The following is a 17,931-nucleotide window of genomic DNA, read 5'->3' on the forward strand; positions in this document are numbered from 1 at the left end:
CTCGGCATCTGGGGCGGGGGCGCCTGGCTGGCAGCCGCCACCCCCAAATCCCGCTACCCCTCGTTCTTTTTCTTCACCGGCCGATCCGGAATCACCGTGTGAATCTCCGCCTCGCTGAACCCCGATACCTTGTACAGCCGCTTCAAATTCGATAGCTCCGTATGCACCACCCTCGCCAATGCCGTGCGCACGCGACTCAATACCTTCACCTTCGCCGCAGGCTTGCGCACCGCCTCCACCGCATTGCGCAATGCCTTCGCCTCGGCATCCACTTCGGCCGCGCATGCATCCGCCGTCGCCTTCGACAATTTCGGATGCAATCCCGCCTGCAGCAGTTGCACCAAGATATCCATCCGATCCGGCTGCTCGTCCGTGTCCCCTTGCGCATAATACGCAATCCCCTCCGGGAACAGCACCGACAGCGCCGCGTCGTACCCAGGCCGGCCAATCTCGTTCCAGATCACGTCGTACGTCTTCCCGAGCACCTTGTCCGAGCGAATGTTCAACGTGTCCACGTCCGCCTCGAGCGGCGCAAGCATCTGTTGCGCTTCGGTCAATTGCGCCGACACGTTGCCTACCAACCCCAGCACCGTGCCCAATCGTTCGTCAGCCAGCTCTTTCCACTTGCCCCCGCGCGCCGACGCCTTCGTCAACGTCGTATCGCCATCCTCGACAATGGCCTCGGCCGCCGCATCTCGGCGAATGATCGTCCCCATGTTTCACTCCTCGTCTTGTCCTGTTCGTTCGGACGGTAGCGGACTCTACAGGCCATCCCGACCCAGGGCCAACTTTTTTCGCATCGCCAAGATTCGCCACGAATGGCCGCACAAATCGCCGCCGATCGCGCTGGAATCGGTCTGCATCACTCTACGCCTCGCCCCACATCGACACCAAAACGCTCCAGCCTGCGCAGATCCGGATCCACATCCATGTGGGACCGCGTTTTGCCAGCTCGATCCGCACAACCACAGCCTCGAGGATCCGCCTCCGAGGTGCCCGACCACCGATCCACATCGATGTGGATCGGCCTCGGGCGACCTCACGGCGCGCTCGTTGTCCGTATCAGCGCGCTTTGGGGCAGGTCGAGCGGCATTGCACGGTGATGCGGTTTGCAAAAGGGCCCGGCACCTTGGCGCTTCACATGGACGGGAAACGTCATCCGAGCATGCCCGAGGCATTTGGGGATGGATGTGGGGTGGGTAATGTCGCGGCCCGTCGTCTACTTCTTCTCGCAGATCTCGGCGTGTTCTTTCTCGAGGCTCGCGAATGCAGCGGCCGGGATCCCTTCGTCCAAAACCGTCTTGATCTTCGCGCACGAATTCCTGCATTCAGGCGTCGTCGCCTTGTTTTTGCAAGCGAGCACTTCCTTCTGCGCCGTCTCCACCGCGGCGAGCGCATTGCACTGCGCGCCGACCGACATGTTGTGCGTCGCTGCGAGCACCCGTATCGGCTCGTCGGCCTTTTCGTAGGTGTTCGCGACTTGCTCCGTCTCGGCGGATGCGGCTTTGCAAGCGTCGAACACGGCGGCGATCGTAGCTTTCTCGTCGGCGCATTTTGCAAAAAACGCAGCCTCTGCCTGTCCCGGTCCGCGCGCTTTTACGTATGACGCAATGGCTTTCTTCGCGTCCTCCGTGACGGCCGCAGGCCCCACGCGCGGCACCTTCGCCGTGACTCCCGCCGCCGTGCACGCAGCCTCGAACTTCCCGAGCGCCTCGTCGAGCGCCTTCACCTTCGCGGTGCACGCATCGAGCTTCGCTTGTTCGTTCGCATCGGTGCATGCCGTCGAGATCGCCGCGAACGCGTCCGCGAGTGCCTTGGTGGGCGGTGTATCCTCGCGGTTCACGCGCTGCCTGGCGCTGTTGGCCGCGTGCCGAATCTCGTTCGCGGCCTGTTCCGTCGCGCGTTGCATGTCGTTGCGACGCTTCGTCGCGTACTTCTCCTTGGCCCCCGGATCCTCCGTGTACGGCAAATACGCGGAGATCAGCGCGACCGCCTTACCCACCTCGGGTATCGCGGCCTCCAGCGCCTTCTTTTCGGCAGCCTTTTTCTCGGCGCCTTCGTCCGTCCCTTTGCAGCCAGCCGCCGCGAAGACGAACATTCCCATTGCAGCGAGCGTCGTTCGATGTGTCGGTTTCACTCGTCCCGCGTAAACCAACCGCGTCCGAGCGTCAAGTTTTCTTCGTCGCCTTTTTTGCCTTGGCGACCACCTTCTTGGCCGCCTTCTTGATGGATTCGCCCACCTTCTTGATGGCGCCTCTCTTCGGCGCCTTCGCTCCTTTTGGCAACACCATCACTCGCTTTCCATTGAAAGCTACCACCATCTGCGTGATCTTCTCCACCCCCGCTGCTCGCAAATCCGCTGCGTAATCGTTTTCCTCGAGCTGCCGTAGCCCCTCGGCCATGGCCTTTTCGATCGTCGTTACACCTTTGCGTGCCGATTTCAATTCGAGCACCGCCCCCGCCTTGCCCGCATACCGCGGCTTGATCAGCACATCCGGCCGCCCTTCGCCCGATTCTCGATTCGAGCGGACTTCGTAATCCGGTTCGAGCGATGCGAGCAGCCCAATCATCATTCCATGGTAAAACTTCTCCGGCTCGAGTCCCTCGACGTCGTGGTACGATGGCAACGAGCCCGCGAACTTCTGCAGTTGCTTTTCGAATCGCGGAGCATTGCCCTTGAGCAACGCATCGAGCAATTCTTGCAGCGCTCCACCTTGACCCACGAGCGCTCGATCCATCCACGACTGGAATGTCGTTCGATAAACTTCGGCCACTTCCTTGTTCGGAATCGACAGCCGAAACGGAGGCCGCGGGTGCCCCGGGATCGGCGGTCCTGGTCGAGCGGCCTTCAGATAGCCCGAAAAAACCAGCAAATTCCACAATACTCGCGGGTCCTCTTTCAAGTCCGGGAGGACCACATTTTCATGAATGTGCTTTTCGATGACCCCCCCTCCGAGCAGCGTCTCGACCTCCTCCTGAACCGCAAATGCGTGATGGTGCATGGTCTCCTTGATGAGCAGATTGGATCCCACGTTCACCCAATACGGCACCACATTGCGGTCCTTGCGGGCCAAAAAGCTCAAGATGGACCAAGGGTTGTAAATGTCCACCATGCCGAATTCGTACCCGTCGTAGAAACTGCGAACGGCGTCCATCAGATCCGCCATGCCAGCCTTTTCGAGCAGCCCTTGCACTTCGGGCTCCGTGAATCCGAAACACGTATTGAATTCGAAATCGAGCAGCGAATACACCCCCACGTTGTTCAGCTCGGAAAAGATGCTCTCGCGCGACACCCGCAAGATTCCCGTCATCACCGCGCGTTCGAGGTGCATGTTGTCTTTGAGCCCCGCCAAGAAGAAGGCGCCAAAAAAGGAAATGGCCTTCTCGTAGAATCCGTGCAAGTAGCCCGCCTGAATCCCCGCGTCGTACTCGTCGATCAAGACGATGGGCCGAACGCCGTGAACTTGATGCAAGTACCGAGTCAGATTCTTCAGCGATCGGCGGTAAAGCGCGTCGTCCGCCGTGCCGCGCCAGATAGCCCGAAAGTCTGCTTCGTCGCGAGGATCGAGCTTCCCTTCGAGCGCAGATTCGTGCTGCGCGTACATGTCCCCGATCAATCGCTTGGTTTCGCGAAAGCACGTTTCGAAATCTTCCGCCTTCGCTTCCTTCAAGCTGATGTGCACCACAGGGTACTTCTGAAAATGCTCGCGGTACTTGTCCCCAGCTCGCGCGACATGCAGCCCTTCGAACAGGTGCCAAAGATTCTCGTCGCGCTTCTCCAAAAACCACTTCAGCGTCGTCATGTTCATCGACTTGCCGAACCTTCGAGGACGCGGCACGAGGATGACCTTGATGTTGTTCGAGTCGATGAATTCCGTGATGAAATGCGTCTTGTCGACGTATTCGAAGCCCTCTTCGCGAAGCTTGCGGAAGTCATCGATGCCAATGGGGATGGGTCGGATCATGATGCGCTCGCGGAAAAACGTTCGGGTGCGAGCCTTGCACGGGCTCGGAAGACCGTCAAGTTCGGCATTCTCGCATGAGTGCGTCTATTTGAACCGTGCACCCATGGACGTGCCGCACTGCTCGTGATGGTGTGTCCCCCATCTCGAACCCCAAAGCACATGCAGAGGAATTCGTGCTCATTTCGATGGAACGTCTCGTTGTGGATGCTAGGATGGCCGCGTGGGGCATCGACAATCGAACTGGCTCGCTTTTCTTCTCTTGTTTGGCACATCGTGCAGCTCGCAACCCGTGGAGGGACCTCCGGACGCCGGCACCACGGCGCAGTGGGCGCTCGTTCATGAAGACCTGCCGGGCGCACTGCTCTCCATTTGGGGAACGAGCGACACTGACGTGTGGGTCGTCGGTGCCGATGCTCGCGACGGCGCTGGACCTTTGGTGCTGCACTACGATGGTCAATGGCAGCGGGTAATGACGGGGCAGGCGCAAGGCGATTTGTGGTGGGTGTTCGGCTTCGACGGGGGACCGCTGTACATGGGAGGCAGCGGCGGCGTGATCCTGCGTTACGAGGGGGGTACGTTCACGAAGTTGCAGACGCCGACGATGGATACGGTATTCGGGCTTTGGGGCGCTTCTCCGGACGATATGTGGGCGGTCGGGGGAACGTACGACAAGAATGCCTTTGCGTGGCGTCTTCAAGGTGATACGTGGGTCAATGAACCGACGCTGCCGTCCGATGTCGGCGCGAATGCCGCCATATGGAAGATCTTCGGGACGAGCAAGAACGACGCGTGGCTCGTCGGCAGCGGCGGAGTTTCGTTTCATTGGGATGGCTCGAAGCTCACGCCCGGGCAAACAGGCGTGGGCTCGTCGCTCTTCACGGTGCACGCCAATGGCGATCGTTACGTGGCCGTGGGCGGTTTGGTTGGCGGCGTCATCGTGGAAAATGCCGGCAGCGGGTGGACGCTCGCTGCATCGGATACCATTGCGTATGGCCTCACGGGTGTATTCTTGGGCGCGGGCGACGCAGCGCTCGCCGTGGGACAATATGGGTCGGTCTATTCGCGCAGCGCAAATGGCTGGCAGGAGGACGTTACGGGGTTGTCGATTCAGTGGGACTTGCATGGAGCGTGGATGGATCCGTCGGGTGGCTTATGGGCAGCCGGCGGACAAACGGCTAGCTTTCCGTTGACCAAAGGGCTGCTCCTTCATAAAGGAAAGCCCATCGTAGGAGGAGGAATTTGATGTTGCGGCTTAGGAAAAACTTGCTTCGAGGTTGCTTTGGCGGTCTTTTTTCCCTTGCGCTCGTGGGCTGTGGCGACGCCACGGTGAACCAAGGGGGAATGACCGATCCTTGTGAAAATCAAGTATCTGGCAGCGCCTGTACGTGGGCCGGTATGAAAGGGCAAACGGGCTTCAACGGCGATGGCCTTCTTCGCTACGAGACCAAACTCAATAGCGTGCAGGATATGGTTTTCCTGCCCGACGGCAGCGCTTGGCTCAGCGATTTCAACAATTACCTCGTGCGCAAGGTGCGCCCGGACGGCGTCGTCGAAAGCGTCGTCGGGTGGACCGATCCCCCGTTCCCCGGCGACGGCCCCGTCGGCGGCGTATCGCCGGGAGGTGCAGATGGTGCCGATTGGCAGCTCAATCATCCGACGAGCTTGCTCCTGGGCCCCGATGGCTCCGTCATTTTGGTCGGCTGGCACAACCACAAACTCCTGACCATCGACCCCGATTCCGGCTGGGTCAAGGTCGTATGCGGCGCTGGAGCAGGCTTTGCCGGCGATGGTGGACCGGCAACCAGCGCGCTCTTCAGGCAACCGAACGATGCGACCATCGACGACCAAGGCAATGTCTATGTCGTCGATCAGCAAAACCAACGTATTCGCAAAATCGATACGAACGACAACATCAGTACCATCGCGGGGACGGGCACGTATGGCACCGCCGGTGATGGTGGCCCGGCCGCAACCGCTGAATTCTCTTTTGCATTCGGCTCCAATCCCAATCCGAGCGGCAATATCCTTCACCATGAAGGGAAGCTGTACATCAGCAATACCGAGAACAACCGCATTCGAGTCCTGGACCTGGCGTCGGGTGTCATCGACGAATTTGCGGGAACGGGCGAAAAAGGGTATGGCGGCGACGGCGGCTCGGCGAAAATGGCCATGCTCAGCGCCCCGCGGGATTTGGAAATCGGTCCCGACGGGGATCTGTATTTTGCCGATACCGACAATGGCTGCGTTCGCGCCATCAACCTCGATACCGGCGTGATCCGAACCGTCGCTGGAACCGGAGAACTGGGGCTCGACGACGAAGAAAACAAGCCGGCGACCCAAACGAAGCTGCGACGCCCGTTCGGCTTGGCTTTCGACCCCGATGGCAATCTCTTCATCATGGATTCGCTGAACGACCGAATCGTGAAGGTGGCAAAATGAAAAACTTGACGCTTGGCTCTGCACTTGTCCTCGTATTCACCTCCGGCTGCGGGAGCACCACCGACGACGTCACTCCGTGCGACAAGAACGTCGTGGGGAACATCTGCACGATCGCGGGAAGTGGTGAAAACGGCTATGATCCCAATGCTGAAACCGAGGCGCTCGAAGCGCTCGAAGCCCGCATGTCGTTGCCGCAGGATACGTTGACGGCGCCTGACGGGACGCTTTTCGTGATCGATTGGAACAACCACCGCATTCGAAGCCTCGGGGCGGATGGAAAATTGCGGTGGGTGGCAGGACAGGGCGAGCTGGGGGGCGACCTGGACAACCCAGCCAATGGCGATTTCAATCATCCCACGAACATCCTCTTCGACAAGACGGGGCAAAACCTCATCATTGCCGCGTGGCACAACAGCAAAGTGCGCACTTTGTCGATCGATACGGGTCTGATCGTGGATACCTGTGGCGATGGAAAACGCGCGTATTTCGGTGACGAGGGGGCAGCCAAGTCGTGTTCACTCGATTTGCCGGCGAGCATCGCGTTCGACGCAGATGACAACCTCTTGATCATGGACCAAGCCAATCAGGTGATTCGGCAGGTCGATCAGGCAGGCAACATTCGCCGTATCGCCGGACAATGCATCATCGATGCTCCGGCACCCGCAGGACCTGGACCTTGTCCCGCAGGCGTCACGCCGGTTCAATGCCCCGCAGGACCGAACGGGCCGAGCGGAAAATGGACGTGTGGCGAACCGATGATCTATTGCCCGATGCCCTGCACGCCTGGATATTCGGGCGACGACATCCCCGCGACCGAAATGCGAATGGCTCAGCCCTTCGGGCAATCGGCGACACCGGCCGGGCGGATGGCGGTGGACCCCAAAGGAAATATTTATTTTGCGGATACGGCGAATCACCTCATTCGCATGATCGATACCAACGGCATCGTTCGTCGAATTGCGGGACAACCGCCGAAAAATGGGGAAAAACAATCGGGCTATTCGGGCGATGGCGGCCCGGCCGTGGATGCGCTCATCAATTACCCCGTCGACATCGCGCTCGCCGATGACGGCACGCTGTTCTTCAGCGATGTGTACAATCATTGCGTACGCTCCATCGATTCGGCTGGGATCATCCGGACGGTGGCGGGCCAATGCGGCAAGAAAGGGTCGAGCGGCGATGGCGGGTCGGCGACGGAAGCGCTGCTGAAGTTGCCTTATGGTGTCGAATGGGCCGATGGTCGACTGAACATCGCCGATACGGGCAATCACGTCATCCGAACGATCAAGCTGCGTTAGCAATGAAAAGAGCCATCCTCCCCTTCGTTTGGACGCTTGCGACGTGCTTCCTCGTTGGCTGTTCGGAAAACAATCCGAACCCCGAGCCTCCCAAAGCAGACCCCGTGTTTCCAGCGGATTATGCTTCGACCTATACCGAGGTGCGGAATTGTCGGCAAAGCGGCGATCACGATTTGAACATCATTCGCGTGCTCGCCGATCCGACGGCCCTTGATCCGTACCAAAACCAGAACGTCGTTTTTCCCGTGGGCGCCGTGGTGCTCAAGGAGGAATACGATTTCGCGGACGTGACGTGCGCCGGCCCCATCCTTCGGTGGACGGTCATGTCTCGGTTGGCGACGGGAAGCTCGCCGGAGACGCTGGATTGGAAGTGGCAGGAGGTCGATTCGGCGCGAAAGGTCGTCTCGGAAGACCTCCAGCGCTGCATTGCTTGCCATTCCAGTTGCACGGCCGCCAATGGCGGCTTCGAGAGCACATGCGCGCTTCCTTGAAGGTAGGAGAATCGGCTCGTGTGCCGTTGTTCGTTGCCGCCATGGGGGTCTTCTCCATGGCGTGCAGCGAACCGGCAGGCGTCGCACCTTGTGGCGGTCAAGGCGTGATCTGTCGCGTGGCGGGAACAGGAGAGGCGGGTTTTCATGGCGATGGGCTCTCCCCGCTGAAATCGGCGCTGAACCTGCCGACGGCCGCGCGAACGGGTCCGGACGGGTTGCTGTATGTGATGGATTTCAACAACATGCGGCTGCGGTGCATTCGAGCGGACGATACGTTCGATACCGTCGTGGGAAATGGCGTGCACACGTTTGCGGTCGCGGGCGCGGATGCACGCAATACACCGCTCGAAAATCCAATCGACTTCGGCTTCTTGCCCGATGGAAGCGTCGTCTTCGTCTCCGTGCACGATCCGCGGGTCCTTGGCATTGCGGCCGATGGAACGGTGGATGTCATTGCAGGCACGGGCGAATCTGGAGACACGGGCGATGGCCATTCGGCTTTGGTGGCGAAATTCCACGAGCTGTCTGGTATTGCCATCGCGCCCGATGGAACCATCTTCGTGAGCGATGCCAAAGCGAATCGCGTGCGCGTCATTCGGCCCGATCGGACGGTGCATGCCTATGCGGGAAGCGGCGAAGCGGCATATGGTGGCGACGATGGCCCGGCCACCGCGGCGGCGCTGAATCATCCGACTGGCTTGGCGCTCGACGCAATGGGCAACTTGTACATCGCCGACACCTACAATCAACGTATTCGGCGGGTCGATGCGCTGACGGGCGTCATCGAGACGGTCGCAGGAACCGGGACGGCCGGGTTGTCGGGGGACGGAGGCTCCGCGAAAGCTGCCGACTTGCAATGGCCGAACGGTGTCAGCATCGCGCCCGATGGAGGGTTCTACTTATCGGACACGTTCAATCATCGCATTCGCAAGGTCGATTCGGGCGGGCTCATCACGACGTTTGCAGGCACCAGTCGCGGGCACGCAGGCGATGGCGGCCCGGCGAGCATGGCTCAGCTCAAGGGGCCGACGTACATCGAAGCCACCGAGCGCGCGCTTTACATCGCCGACACGCAGAATCACGTCGTGCGCGTGGTGTGGCTCGAGTGAGCGCGATGTTCGACCACCTGCAGCTCCAGGACTTCGCATTGAAGCCCGCGGCAGGTTTCAGGATTTGCACGCAATTCGCACCACCACGCACGAACGACGATCACGCAAATAGCGTCTTGTAAAGCGCCTCGGGTCATGCATAGAGTACACGCGCGTAACGAGCGTCTCGCTCGACACGTCTCGCCATGCGCCACGATCGATTGAATCCAAAACAAACCGTCGCCGCCTTCGCCGATACGCTCGCAGGAAACGCCGCCGAGCACACCTATCGGCCGCAGGAGCTCGATGGCGCAGCCGCACCCAGGATCGCTGCACATTTGCCACGCGCGACGATGACGTTCGTGGCGGGAGGGGCCTCCGATGACACGGCTTTCTTTTTGGCACAGGCCAACGCGGCGCCACCGGCGAACCCTTCGGAAAGCGACGGCGAAGCATTCGATGTCGTCGAGGTCATTGGGCGAGGTGGCATGGGTGAAGTCTGGCGTGCCGTACAGCGCTCGCTTGGGCGCGAAATTGCAGTCAAACGGCTTTCGCTCGACAACGAAGCGGCAACCTCGTTTTTTCTCTCCGAAGCGCGCGTGACGGCGCGTTTGTCGCACGCGAACATCGTCCCGGTGCACGCGCTCGGCCGAGCGTCGGATGGGCGCCTGATGCTCGCCATGAAGCTCGTCGAAGGGCAAAGCTGGGCGGATTCGTTGCAGAAAGACCGCAACCTCGAACGGCATCTGCAAGTTTTCCTCAGCGTGTGCAATGGCGTCGCATTTGCGCATGCCAAAGGCTTTTTGCATCGCGACTTGAAACCCGCGAACGTCATGGTGGGTGAATTCGGCCAGGTCTTCGTCGTGGATTGGGGCCTTGCCGTGGGGCTCGATCGGCGCACGTGTGACGAAAGCGGCATTCTCCATGCGCACGACGTGCGCAGCCCCGCGGGAACGCCGACGTATATGGCCCCGGAGCTGGCGCTTGGGGATGGAGAAGCACAGGGACCAGCCACCGACGTGTATTTGCTTGGAGCGTGTTTGCACGAAATCATCACGGGCGCGCCTCCGCACATCGGAGCAGACGTTCGCGAAGTGCTCGAAAAGGCCGTTGAAAGTGCACCCATCGACTACCCCGAGGACACACCGCGGGAGCTCGTCGAAATTTGTCAACGAGCCATGGCGAAATCTCCGACGGATAGATATCCCGACGTGCCGGCATTACGAGCTGCCGTGGAGACGTTTTTGTCGCACGAGGCTGCGCGAGAAATCACGAAAAAGGGTGAACGTGCAGCACGGCGACTCGAGCAGCTCATGGCATCGTTCGGTGCGGAGGACGGTGATCGCGTGGACGCGGAGCGAGCTCTCCACAATGCATTCACCGAAGCACGATTCGCTTTTGAAACGGCGCTCGAAAGCTGGCCCGAAAACGATCAGGCGCGTGAGGGGTTGTCGGCGGTGTCGCGATCGATGTTGGTGCATGCCATCAACACGGAGGAAGTGGGGCTCGCGTCGCGCCTCCAGGTCGAGGTGGACGATGCGGATTTGCGGGCGAAATTGGAAGCGTTGCGTGCGAAGATCGCCGCTCGAGAAAACGAATTTTCGTGGCTGAAAGAGCACGTCGAATTGCTCGACGACGCGCGCGTGGCCAAACCGCTTGGCAACGTGTTCATCGTGGCGGGTATCACGGGTGCGTTGGCAACGATTCCGACACGAATCGCGCTCGACCGACAAGCCGCGGAAGCGGCCCGACCGATTACGATCTTGTGGTTGTCGTTTGCCGTCATCACGTGCACGTATGCATTCTTCGTGCTTCGGCGAGCGAAAAGAAGCCTGGTATCGCCGCGCGTCGGTTTCATGTGGGCGGCGGTGGGGGCGAGTTGCTTGCTTGGCGGCGCCATTTCCATCATGCAAGGCAATGCCCCGTTCCAGAATGCTGCGTATACCGTTTTGATGCTGTCGATTGGTTTCGTATCGCATGCCATGCAGACGCGGCGCTGGCTCTTGTTTCCGGCCGCGACGATGTTTGCCGGCGCCATCGCCATGGGCTTGTTCCCCGACCGGCGCCTCGAAATCTTCGGCACGATTTGGCTGCTTTCCTTGATGGGCGTCGGGCTCATGCTGCGACGAACTGCGAGCGAGTGATACATTGCCGCTTCGGGTCGATGGGGCTCAGCGGCGTTTGAGGACCGTCACGAGCTCGCAGGTTCCTGCAGCAAGTCCCGCGGCGGCCGGGATGACGAACAGAATGCCCCAGAATCTGACGAAAATCGACACGATGGCAAACAGCCCCCCGAATAATTCCCCCCCAGTGCCCCACAATTGTGTACCCCACTGAAAGACGAAGCCCCCAACGACCAAGCTCGCGATGGCCGACAAGTAAAAGACAGTGATTCTAATGATAGCTCCCGTGTCCATGAATACGTACCCAATGCTTTCCTAGTCCGCGGTCAAAAAGAGGAACATGACTCCGAACACCACCAGGCCAAGGGTGCCGAGCATAGCGGGGATTTGAAAGATAAAGTTGGCTACCGCGAAATAGCCGCCGCTAAGCTCAATGGTTCGCGCGCAGAAGAACGCACCAACGAAGCAGCCGAGCGCCAGCAAAAGAAATACGATTTGGCTGACACGGTCGGCCTTTTGGGTTTTTTTTGCGAGCGTGTTCGTCCATGGGATATCGATGTAACAATTCCCATGCCAAAGGGAAGATCCGGCGAATATCGCGCCAAGCTCGTAAGGAGTGGCTTGGGAAGCGACAACGGCAATGAGGTTTGTGGACTGCGAAGCGACAGTCGCTTGGGAGTCGACGAGTATCCCTCAAGAGATTGGTGTCTCAAAGCACGCACAGGCAAACGCATTCCCCCTCCCAAACTCCTTGCCTTTTCCCCACCTCTTGCGCCACAGTGCGCCCGTCACCCCATGTCCACCCACGCTCAACTCCTCGACGCTACCCTCCGCTCCATCGCACGCCTCGAAGCCGCAGGCGTCCGCGACCGACGCCTCACCGAACCCGACCTCGCGCGCTGGAACCGCTTTCGCCGCAAGCTCGGCTTCCGCGCCTTCGTCGAGCTCCTCCACGAAGACCTCGCCGGCGCCTTTCCAGTCCCCTTCGACCTCACCCGCTGGGGAACCTCCCCACTCGCATCCCTCGGCGAAGACAACGCTGAACAACTCATCCGCGCCGCCGCACGCATCGCCGACATCCCCAGCGACCCACCCACCTTCCTGCACGACTGCGCCCGCCTGCTCGGTCTTCCAACCGGTGGAGCCTTCTCCGAGCTCCCCAAAATCCAGCCCCACCACCGCGTCCTCGAATTGCCCGGCTCCGGCGGACGCATCGCCGCTGCCCTCTGCGCACCCGGCTCCGGCCTCGCCCTCCACGACGTCGTCACCTTCGTCTCCATGTCGCCCGCCGAACACGTCGGCATCGGCCTCGCCACCGTCGAAACCCGCGCCAACGAGCCACGCATTCTGTCGCCCAAAGCCGCCCTCGACGCCGTACGCAAAGATGAAACCTTCGACTTTCTCCTCGGCTTCCGTGAAAGCCAAGTCGCCCGCGACTTCGCCGCCGAGCTCGCGCTCGCCCATGACAAGGTGCCCCCCGCGAGGCTCATTTGACCGCGTTTCTCTCGAGCTGGGTGCGTACCCTCGACCAGGAAGACGACGCCCTCTCCCTCCTGCTCGACACACGCCCCGGGCAATCGCTCACCCAGTGGGAACACCACGCCCACGAAAACCTCCTCCAAAGCAGCCGCGCCTGTCGCACCAGCACCCTTCGCATCGTCCGCGAATGCCTCCTCGACCTGCGCGATGGCCTCATCCAGCCGTCCACATGGCTCCGCCTCTTCCACGAAGGCAACCCACTGCGCCGCCGAAACCTCCTCTACGGCCGCCTTCATGCACACCAGCCGTGGATCCTCCGCGCCGTCGACCAGCTCGTCTTGCCCCGCCTTCGCTCCGTCGACGAACCCCTCGCGCCCCACGATGCCGACCTCGTCACCCCCGATGCCTGGGACGCCTTCCTCGCCACAAACCTCCTGCCCAAAACCGGCATCCCCTCGACGAAAAAAACCCGCTCGATCGTTCGCCAAAACCTCGCTAACCTCGGCATCCTCACCATCTCGAACGACATGTCACGGCAAACCCGCGTCCGTCATTCCGAGCCCGATCCCATGGCCTTCGGCTGGCTCCTCGCCTTCGAATTGACATCCTCCGCCCGCTCGGAAGCCCCCGAGTCATGGGCCATCGCCGAATCCATCCCCGCTCGCATCTTCGCCACTCGCCCCGCCTACGCCACCTACTGCGTCGAAGCTGCCGTCGGCGCAGGCTTGCTCACCCGCGGATTCTTGGCCGGCTCGTCACGCCTGCATCCTGTCCCGGAGGCCCTCTGATGCCCGCTAAACTCGTCCAAATTGGCAAACCCAAACACCGCGACGAAGCCCGCGGCATCCAGCTCGTCGCCAGTACCCTCCCAAACGACTACGTCGTCTACGCCAACGTCGACCTCGCCTCCGGACGCCGCGCAGGACACACCTTCGAACACGACGCCCTCGTCCTCGCCCCCCACGCCGTCTTCGCCGTCGAGCTCAAATCGTGGGGCGGTCGCATTTCCGGCAACCGCGATCGCTGGACCCTCGAAGACGGCACCCCCGTTCCTTCCCCCATTCCCCTCATCGCCGAAAAGGCCCGCGTCCTCAAAGGCGTTCTCACCGCGCGCAGCCGCGCCCTCAACGACGTCTGGGTCCAAGGCCTCGTCCTGGTCACCGGTGTCGATGCCCAACCCTTCATTTCACCCGACTACGAACACTTCGTCGCCACCCCCAAAACCATCGCCAAGTGCCTCACCGACCCCACCGTCTGGGGACTCTCCGCCCGCAAGCTCGACGAAGCCCAGAAAAGCACCATCCTTCGCGTCTTCGCCGATGGCCGCCCCGTCGAAGCCCCCACCCACATCGGACAGCATTACCTCCTGGAACGAATCGCATCGGAAGGCAGCGGGTTCGAAGTTTGGCGAGCCCGCGCGCCCCTCGGTGAAACGCGCATCTTGCACGTCTATCCCATCCGCGGCGACAGCGAAAAAGCTCGCAAACGCGCCCTCGAACACGCCCTCCGCGAAGCCACCCTCCAAAGCCGCATCAAAGGCAGCCCCAATCTCATCGATTATTGCGAATACGAAGTCGTCGACCATCCCCATTCCATCGTCCTCCGATTCGAAGACACCACCTCCTTCATCTCCGCTCGCACCTGGATCGACGAGCACAACCCCGGCCTCCTCGACCGCCTGCGCGTCGCCAAACAAATGGCCAGCGCGCTCGCTTGGATCCACGACCGCGACGTCGTCCATCGACGCCTCTCCATTCGCGCTTTCCTCGTCACCCCCGAATTGATACCCGCCTCCGTCAAGCTCACCGACCTCGAGCTCGCGCGCGACATGCAAGGACGCGCCCCCACCGTCTCCTCCAGCGCCCTCGAAGACCCAACCTACCGATGCATGGCCCCCGAATTGGTCTGCTTCGGCGAATCCACCCCCCAAAGCGACCTCTTCTCCCTCGGCGCTACCTTCTACGAATTGCTCACCGGCCGCGCCCTCTTCCAACGCCCCGAAGACGTCCTCCGCCCCGTAGAGCTCTCCTCACTCCACGTCGGCGACAACCCCGTCCCCGTCGAAATCGTCTCCCTCGTCGCCCAGCTCGTCGAGCGAGACCGCACCCATCGTCCCGACAATGCCCGCGACGTCGTCCGCTTGCTCGACGAATCCATCGCGCGGCTATCCATGACGACGCCCCCACGCCGCGACACCCCCGAACCCGGCGACGTCATTCAAAACGTCTACCAACTCGTCCGCCACCTCGGCGAAGGCGCCACCGGCTCCTCCTGGGAAGTCCAGCACGCCCTCGATGGAAGGCGATTCGTCGCGAAAATAGCCGACGCCGACAAAGTCGACCTCCTCCGCAACGAAGCCAATGTCCTCCAACTCGTCACCCACCCAAACCTCGCCCGATACCACGAAATCGCTCCTTATCGAACCGGCAGCGTCCTCCTCGTTCACCACGTCCAGGGCTTCGACGGCCGAACCTGGATCGAGGCAGGGGATCCCCTCTCCCCCGAACAATCCCTCGCCCTCGGCGAAGGCCTCTTCGGGGCCGTCGGAGCCCTCCACCAGGCCGGGTACCTCCACCGCGACATCAAACCCGAAAACGTCATCCTCGCCGACCGCACCGCACGTCCCACCCTCATCGACCTCGGCCTCGCACGCCTCGCCGACGAAGACGGCGAAATCACCGTCGGCAGCATCCCCTACAAAGACCCCATTCTCTACGAAAAGGGCAAATGGCTCGTCGCCCATGACCTCTTCGCCGTCTGGCTCGTCCTCTACGAGCTTCTGACCGGCGTTCATCCCTTCGATCACCGCCCCGAAAACGCCAAACGTCCGCGCATCGAAACCTCTCTCTTCCCCGACTCTTTCGCCCCGAACCTCGCCGATCGCCTCGGAACCCTCTTCGCCCAAGCCCTTTCCCCCAACCTCGACCAACGTCCCCCCACCGCAACCGACGCCATTGCACAATGGAAAGCCGCCTTCGTCGAAAAGGCGCCCGCCGATCCGCCCACCACCACACGCAAACGCCAAAAATTCGCCTCCTCCGTCACCGCATCTCCCTGGGGCTTGCCCGATGACCTCTCCCTCGATGCCTCCGTCGACGCCTTGCTCCTCTCCGTCCGAGCATCCTCCGCCCTCGAAAGGCTCGGCGTCTCCACCGTCCGCCAAGTCCTCGGCCTCGACAAGCGCCACCTCGACATCCTCCCCAACGTCGGTCGCAAGACGCGCGCGGAAATCGTCGACCTCAAGCGCACCCTCGCCGAACGTTTCCCCGAAGCCGCCCCAGCTCCTCCGGCTCCAACCCCCATCCAAAGCGTCTTTTACGATCGCCTCCTCGGCGACGCCAGATCCCTCACCGAGCTCGGCACCGTCCTCACCGATCGCGTTCGTTCGGCGCTCGAAAAGCAAAGCGTCGCCACGATTGGCGATTTGTGCGCCCTGCAAGAACAATCCCTCAAGAAAGTCCCCGGCATCGGCGTCCAGAAAATCAGCGCCCTCCGCGGCGCATTGCGCGTCATTGCCGGCGAAGAAAATCGCCCCGATACATTGACCGAATTGGGCAAAGCCCTCGAAAACGAGCTCGGCTCCGCGTTCCAAGTCCTCCGCCTCCGCTGCGGCCTCGACGATGGCCACGTCGTCTCCACCGCCGATTGCGCCGACCGTCTCGGCATTTCCCGCCAACGCGTCAGCCAAGCTTGTGACGTCGAATCGCTCCGCGTCGGCGCCAGCGTCGCCGCGTGGCTCGTCTCCGCCGTCGACGACATCTTGCCCCGCGCCGGCTTTGCCCCCTTGGATGCCGTCGCCACCTGGCTCGAACCTCGATATCCCCCCGGCACCAGCGCTTCCGCCAAAGGATACGCACGCCTCGCAGCCGTTTTGCTCGAACCCGGTCGCCGCCTCATCGGCACCGAGGACATCGAATGGGTCTGTCGCGCGCCGTTCACCCCCGAGCTCGTCATCGCATTGCGCGAAAAGCTCGTGCAAGTCGCCAACTGGCCCCCCGTACCGCGTCGAGAAGCCGAGGCCGTCCTTTGGGACCATTTGCCCCCCGAAATCCAAGGCGCCCTTCGCCGCTTCGGCGCCGATGCCAGCGCGCTGCTCGACGCCACCCGCTCCGTATGCCCCGATGTGCAACATGCATCGGACGAGGCGCTCTTCACGCCGCCCGTTTCTTTTGCGCAAGCGATCGAGCGCCTCAAGCCGCGTCTGCATACGGGCATTGGTCTTCACGCATTGCAGAAGATCCTCGAGGAAGAATTCAAGGCCGTTGGCGAGCCGCACAATGTGCACGCCGAGCTTCGGGCCGTCGGGCTCGAGCTTCGTCAAGGGGTCGTCGTCGACGCCGAGGACATTTCCCAAAAGCCGCCTGCCGTTCTTCCCATCGACCCCAACATTCCTCGGCAAATCGTCCGCCCGACAGGTCCCATCGACGTGCGCGATCTTGCCGCGGCCAGGGCGCTCGGTGGTTTCCGCGTCGTGGGGCTCCCGCCGGGCAAGCATCATGTCTTGTGCGAAAAGCTCTCTGCCGAATTGGCCGCCGTGCTCGGGGACGAACACGTCCGGTTCGTCGATATCGACAGGGTCGTCATTGAAACGTTGAAGGAAGAGGACGATCGCTGGGCCGATGCGCTTTTCGAGGATGGTCGCAAGGAGCCGCGCTGGGGTTTCGTGCAGGAGACGCTTCAGGCGGCCTTGCAAGTGGCCATCGTTGGGCAGACCAGCCAGGGTCCCGAAGCGCGGCCGGGCATCGTCACGGTGCTCGGCCGCCCGTCGCTGCTCGGGCCCTTGGGGCTCATGCCGTGGCTCGGCGGGTTCTACGAACGGGCGCGAGGTGGCAAGTTTGGGTTGGTGGTCTTGGCGCTTCCGGGCGTCGTGCGAGAAGGTCGCGTGCGTCTGAACGACGAATACAGTTTGCCGTATACGCCGGACATGGCGGCGGTGTGTTTGGTGGAGGAGGCGGGGGCATAAGCGCTAACTTACGCGCATGTCACGCCGCCCCAGGTTAAAGAGGCTGTCTCATAACTCGAAACCCCGTCCTCAATGCACGCACGCG

13 protein-coding genes are annotated in these 17,931 nt (G+C 61.6%); 9 read left to right on the top strand and 4 right to left on the bottom strand.

Translation table 11 applies throughout. The features are described 5' to 3' along the window. Nucleotides 1-53: 53 nt before the first annotated feature. The 3 genes from IPM54_26090 to IPM54_26100 all read right to left on the bottom strand — a co-directional run bounded on the left by IPM54_26090 (nt 54) and on the right by IPM54_26100 (nt 3,965). Nucleotides 54-716, bottom strand: coding sequence for a hypothetical protein (locus tag IPM54_26090; GenBank protein MBK9263260.1), 663 nt, complete (start codon nt 714-716; stop codon nt 54-56). A 503-nt stretch (nt 717-1,219) separates the two neighbouring features. Further along, the gene (locus tag IPM54_26095) at nt 1,220-2,137 is read right to left on the bottom strand and encodes a hypothetical protein (protein MBK9263261.1); all 918 of its coding nucleotides are present in this window, start codon (nt 2,135-2,137) and stop codon (nt 1,220-1,222) included. 31 nt (nt 2,138-2,168) lie between these two features. Further along, nucleotides 2,169-3,965 (bottom strand): AAA family ATPase, encoded by a 1,797-nt coding sequence (locus tag IPM54_26100; protein MBK9263262.1) that lies wholly within the window; start codon nt 3,963-3,965, stop codon nt 2,169-2,171. A 220-nt stretch (nt 3,966-4,185) separates the two neighbouring features. Between IPM54_26100 and IPM54_26105 the strand changes: the two genes are divergently transcribed. The 6 genes from IPM54_26105 (at nt 4,186) to IPM54_26130 (ending at nt 11,425) form a co-directional block, all read left to right on the top strand. Continuing rightward, entirely contained in the window at nt 4,186-5,208 is a 1,023-nt protein-coding gene (locus tag IPM54_26105; GenBank protein ID MBK9263263.1) for a hypothetical protein, read from the top strand. Then, nucleotides 5,208-6,404 (top strand): SMP-30/gluconolactonase/LRE family protein, encoded by a 1,197-nt coding sequence (locus IPM54_26110; GenBank protein MBK9263264.1) that lies wholly within the window; start codon nt 5,208-5,210, stop codon nt 6,402-6,404. The genes IPM54_26105 and IPM54_26110 overlap by 1 nt, the downstream gene beginning before the upstream one ends. Then, nucleotides 6,401-7,702, top strand: coding sequence for a hypothetical protein (locus IPM54_26115; GenBank protein MBK9263265.1), 1,302 nt, complete (start codon nt 6,401-6,403; stop codon nt 7,700-7,702). The genes IPM54_26110 and IPM54_26115 overlap by 4 nt, the downstream gene beginning before the upstream one ends. A 2-nt stretch (nt 7,703-7,704) precedes the next feature. Continuing rightward, nucleotides 7,705-8,193: a cytochrome P460 family protein gene (locus tag IPM54_26120; protein MBK9263266.1), complete on the top strand. Its 489-nt coding sequence runs from the start codon at nt 7,705-7,707 to the stop codon at nt 8,191-8,193. After that, nucleotides 8,178-9,302, top strand: coding sequence for a hypothetical protein (locus tag IPM54_26125; GenBank protein MBK9263267.1), 1,125 nt, complete (start codon nt 8,178-8,180; stop codon nt 9,300-9,302). The genes IPM54_26120 and IPM54_26125 overlap by 16 nt, the downstream gene beginning before the upstream one ends. A 185-nt stretch (nt 9,303-9,487) precedes the next feature. Further along, nucleotides 9,488-11,425 (top strand): protein kinase, encoded by a 1,938-nt coding sequence (locus IPM54_26130; protein MBK9263268.1) that lies wholly within the window; start codon nt 9,488-9,490, stop codon nt 11,423-11,425. A 27-nt stretch (nt 11,426-11,452) separates the two neighbouring features. Here the strand turns inward: IPM54_26130 and IPM54_26135 are convergent, their stop codons facing one another. Then, nucleotides 11,453-11,698, bottom strand: coding sequence for a hypothetical protein (locus tag IPM54_26135; protein ID MBK9263269.1), 246 nt, complete (start codon nt 11,696-11,698; stop codon nt 11,453-11,455). 93 nt (nt 11,699-11,791) lie between these two features. Between IPM54_26135 and IPM54_26140 the strand changes: the two genes are divergently transcribed. Genes IPM54_26140 through IPM54_26150 form a run of 3 tightly spaced genes read left to right on the top strand, consistent with a single transcriptional unit; the run spans nt 11,792 to nt 17,846 of the window. Further along, entirely contained in the window at nt 11,792-12,898 is a 1,107-nt protein-coding gene (locus tag IPM54_26140; GenBank protein ID MBK9263270.1) for a hypothetical protein, read from the top strand. A gap of 20 nt (nt 12,899-12,918) precedes the next feature. Then, entirely contained in the window at nt 12,919-13,671 is a 753-nt protein-coding gene (locus IPM54_26145) for a hypothetical protein (protein ID MBK9263271.1), read from the top strand. Then, entirely contained in the window at nt 13,671-17,846 is a 4,176-nt protein-coding gene (locus IPM54_26150) for a protein kinase (GenBank protein MBK9263272.1), read from the top strand. The genes IPM54_26145 and IPM54_26150 overlap by 1 nt, the downstream gene beginning before the upstream one ends. Nucleotides 17,847-17,931 lie beyond the last annotated feature (85 nt).

The organism is Polyangiaceae bacterium (assembly GCA_016715885.1).
Taxonomy (GTDB): Bacteria; Myxococcota_A; Polyangia; order Polyangiales; family Polyangiaceae; genus Polyangium.

Excerpts from the sequence above, each read along its gene's own strand:
- IPM54_26090 (MBK9263260.1), bottom strand. The coding sequence starts at position 716 with ATGGGGACGATCATTCGCCGAGATGCGGCGGCCGAGGCCATTGTCGAG.
- IPM54_26100 (MBK9263262.1), bottom strand. The coding sequence starts at position 3,965 with ATGATCCGACCCATCCCCATTGGCATCGATGACTTCCGCAAGCTTCGC.
- IPM54_26110 (MBK9263264.1), top strand. The coding sequence starts at position 5,208 with ATGTTGCGGCTTAGGAAAAACTTGCTTCGAGGTTGCTTTGGCGGTCTT.
- IPM54_26115 (MBK9263265.1), top strand. The coding sequence starts at position 6,401 with ATGAAAAACTTGACGCTTGGCTCTGCACTTGTCCTCGTATTCACCTCC.
- IPM54_26120 (MBK9263266.1), top strand. The coding sequence starts at position 7,705 with ATGAAAAGAGCCATCCTCCCCTTCGTTTGGACGCTTGCGACGTGCTTC.
- IPM54_26125 (MBK9263267.1), top strand. The coding sequence starts at position 8,178 with ATGCGCGCTTCCTTGAAGGTAGGAGAATCGGCTCGTGTGCCGTTGTTC.
- IPM54_26130 (MBK9263268.1), top strand. The coding sequence starts at position 9,488 with ATGCGCCACGATCGATTGAATCCAAAACAAACCGTCGCCGCCTTCGCC.
- IPM54_26135 (MBK9263269.1), bottom strand. The coding sequence starts at position 11,698 with ATGGACACGGGAGCTATCATTAGAATCACTGTCTTTTACTTGTCGGCC.
- IPM54_26150 (MBK9263272.1), top strand. The coding sequence starts at position 13,671 with ATGCCCGCTAAACTCGTCCAAATTGGCAAACCCAAACACCGCGACGAA.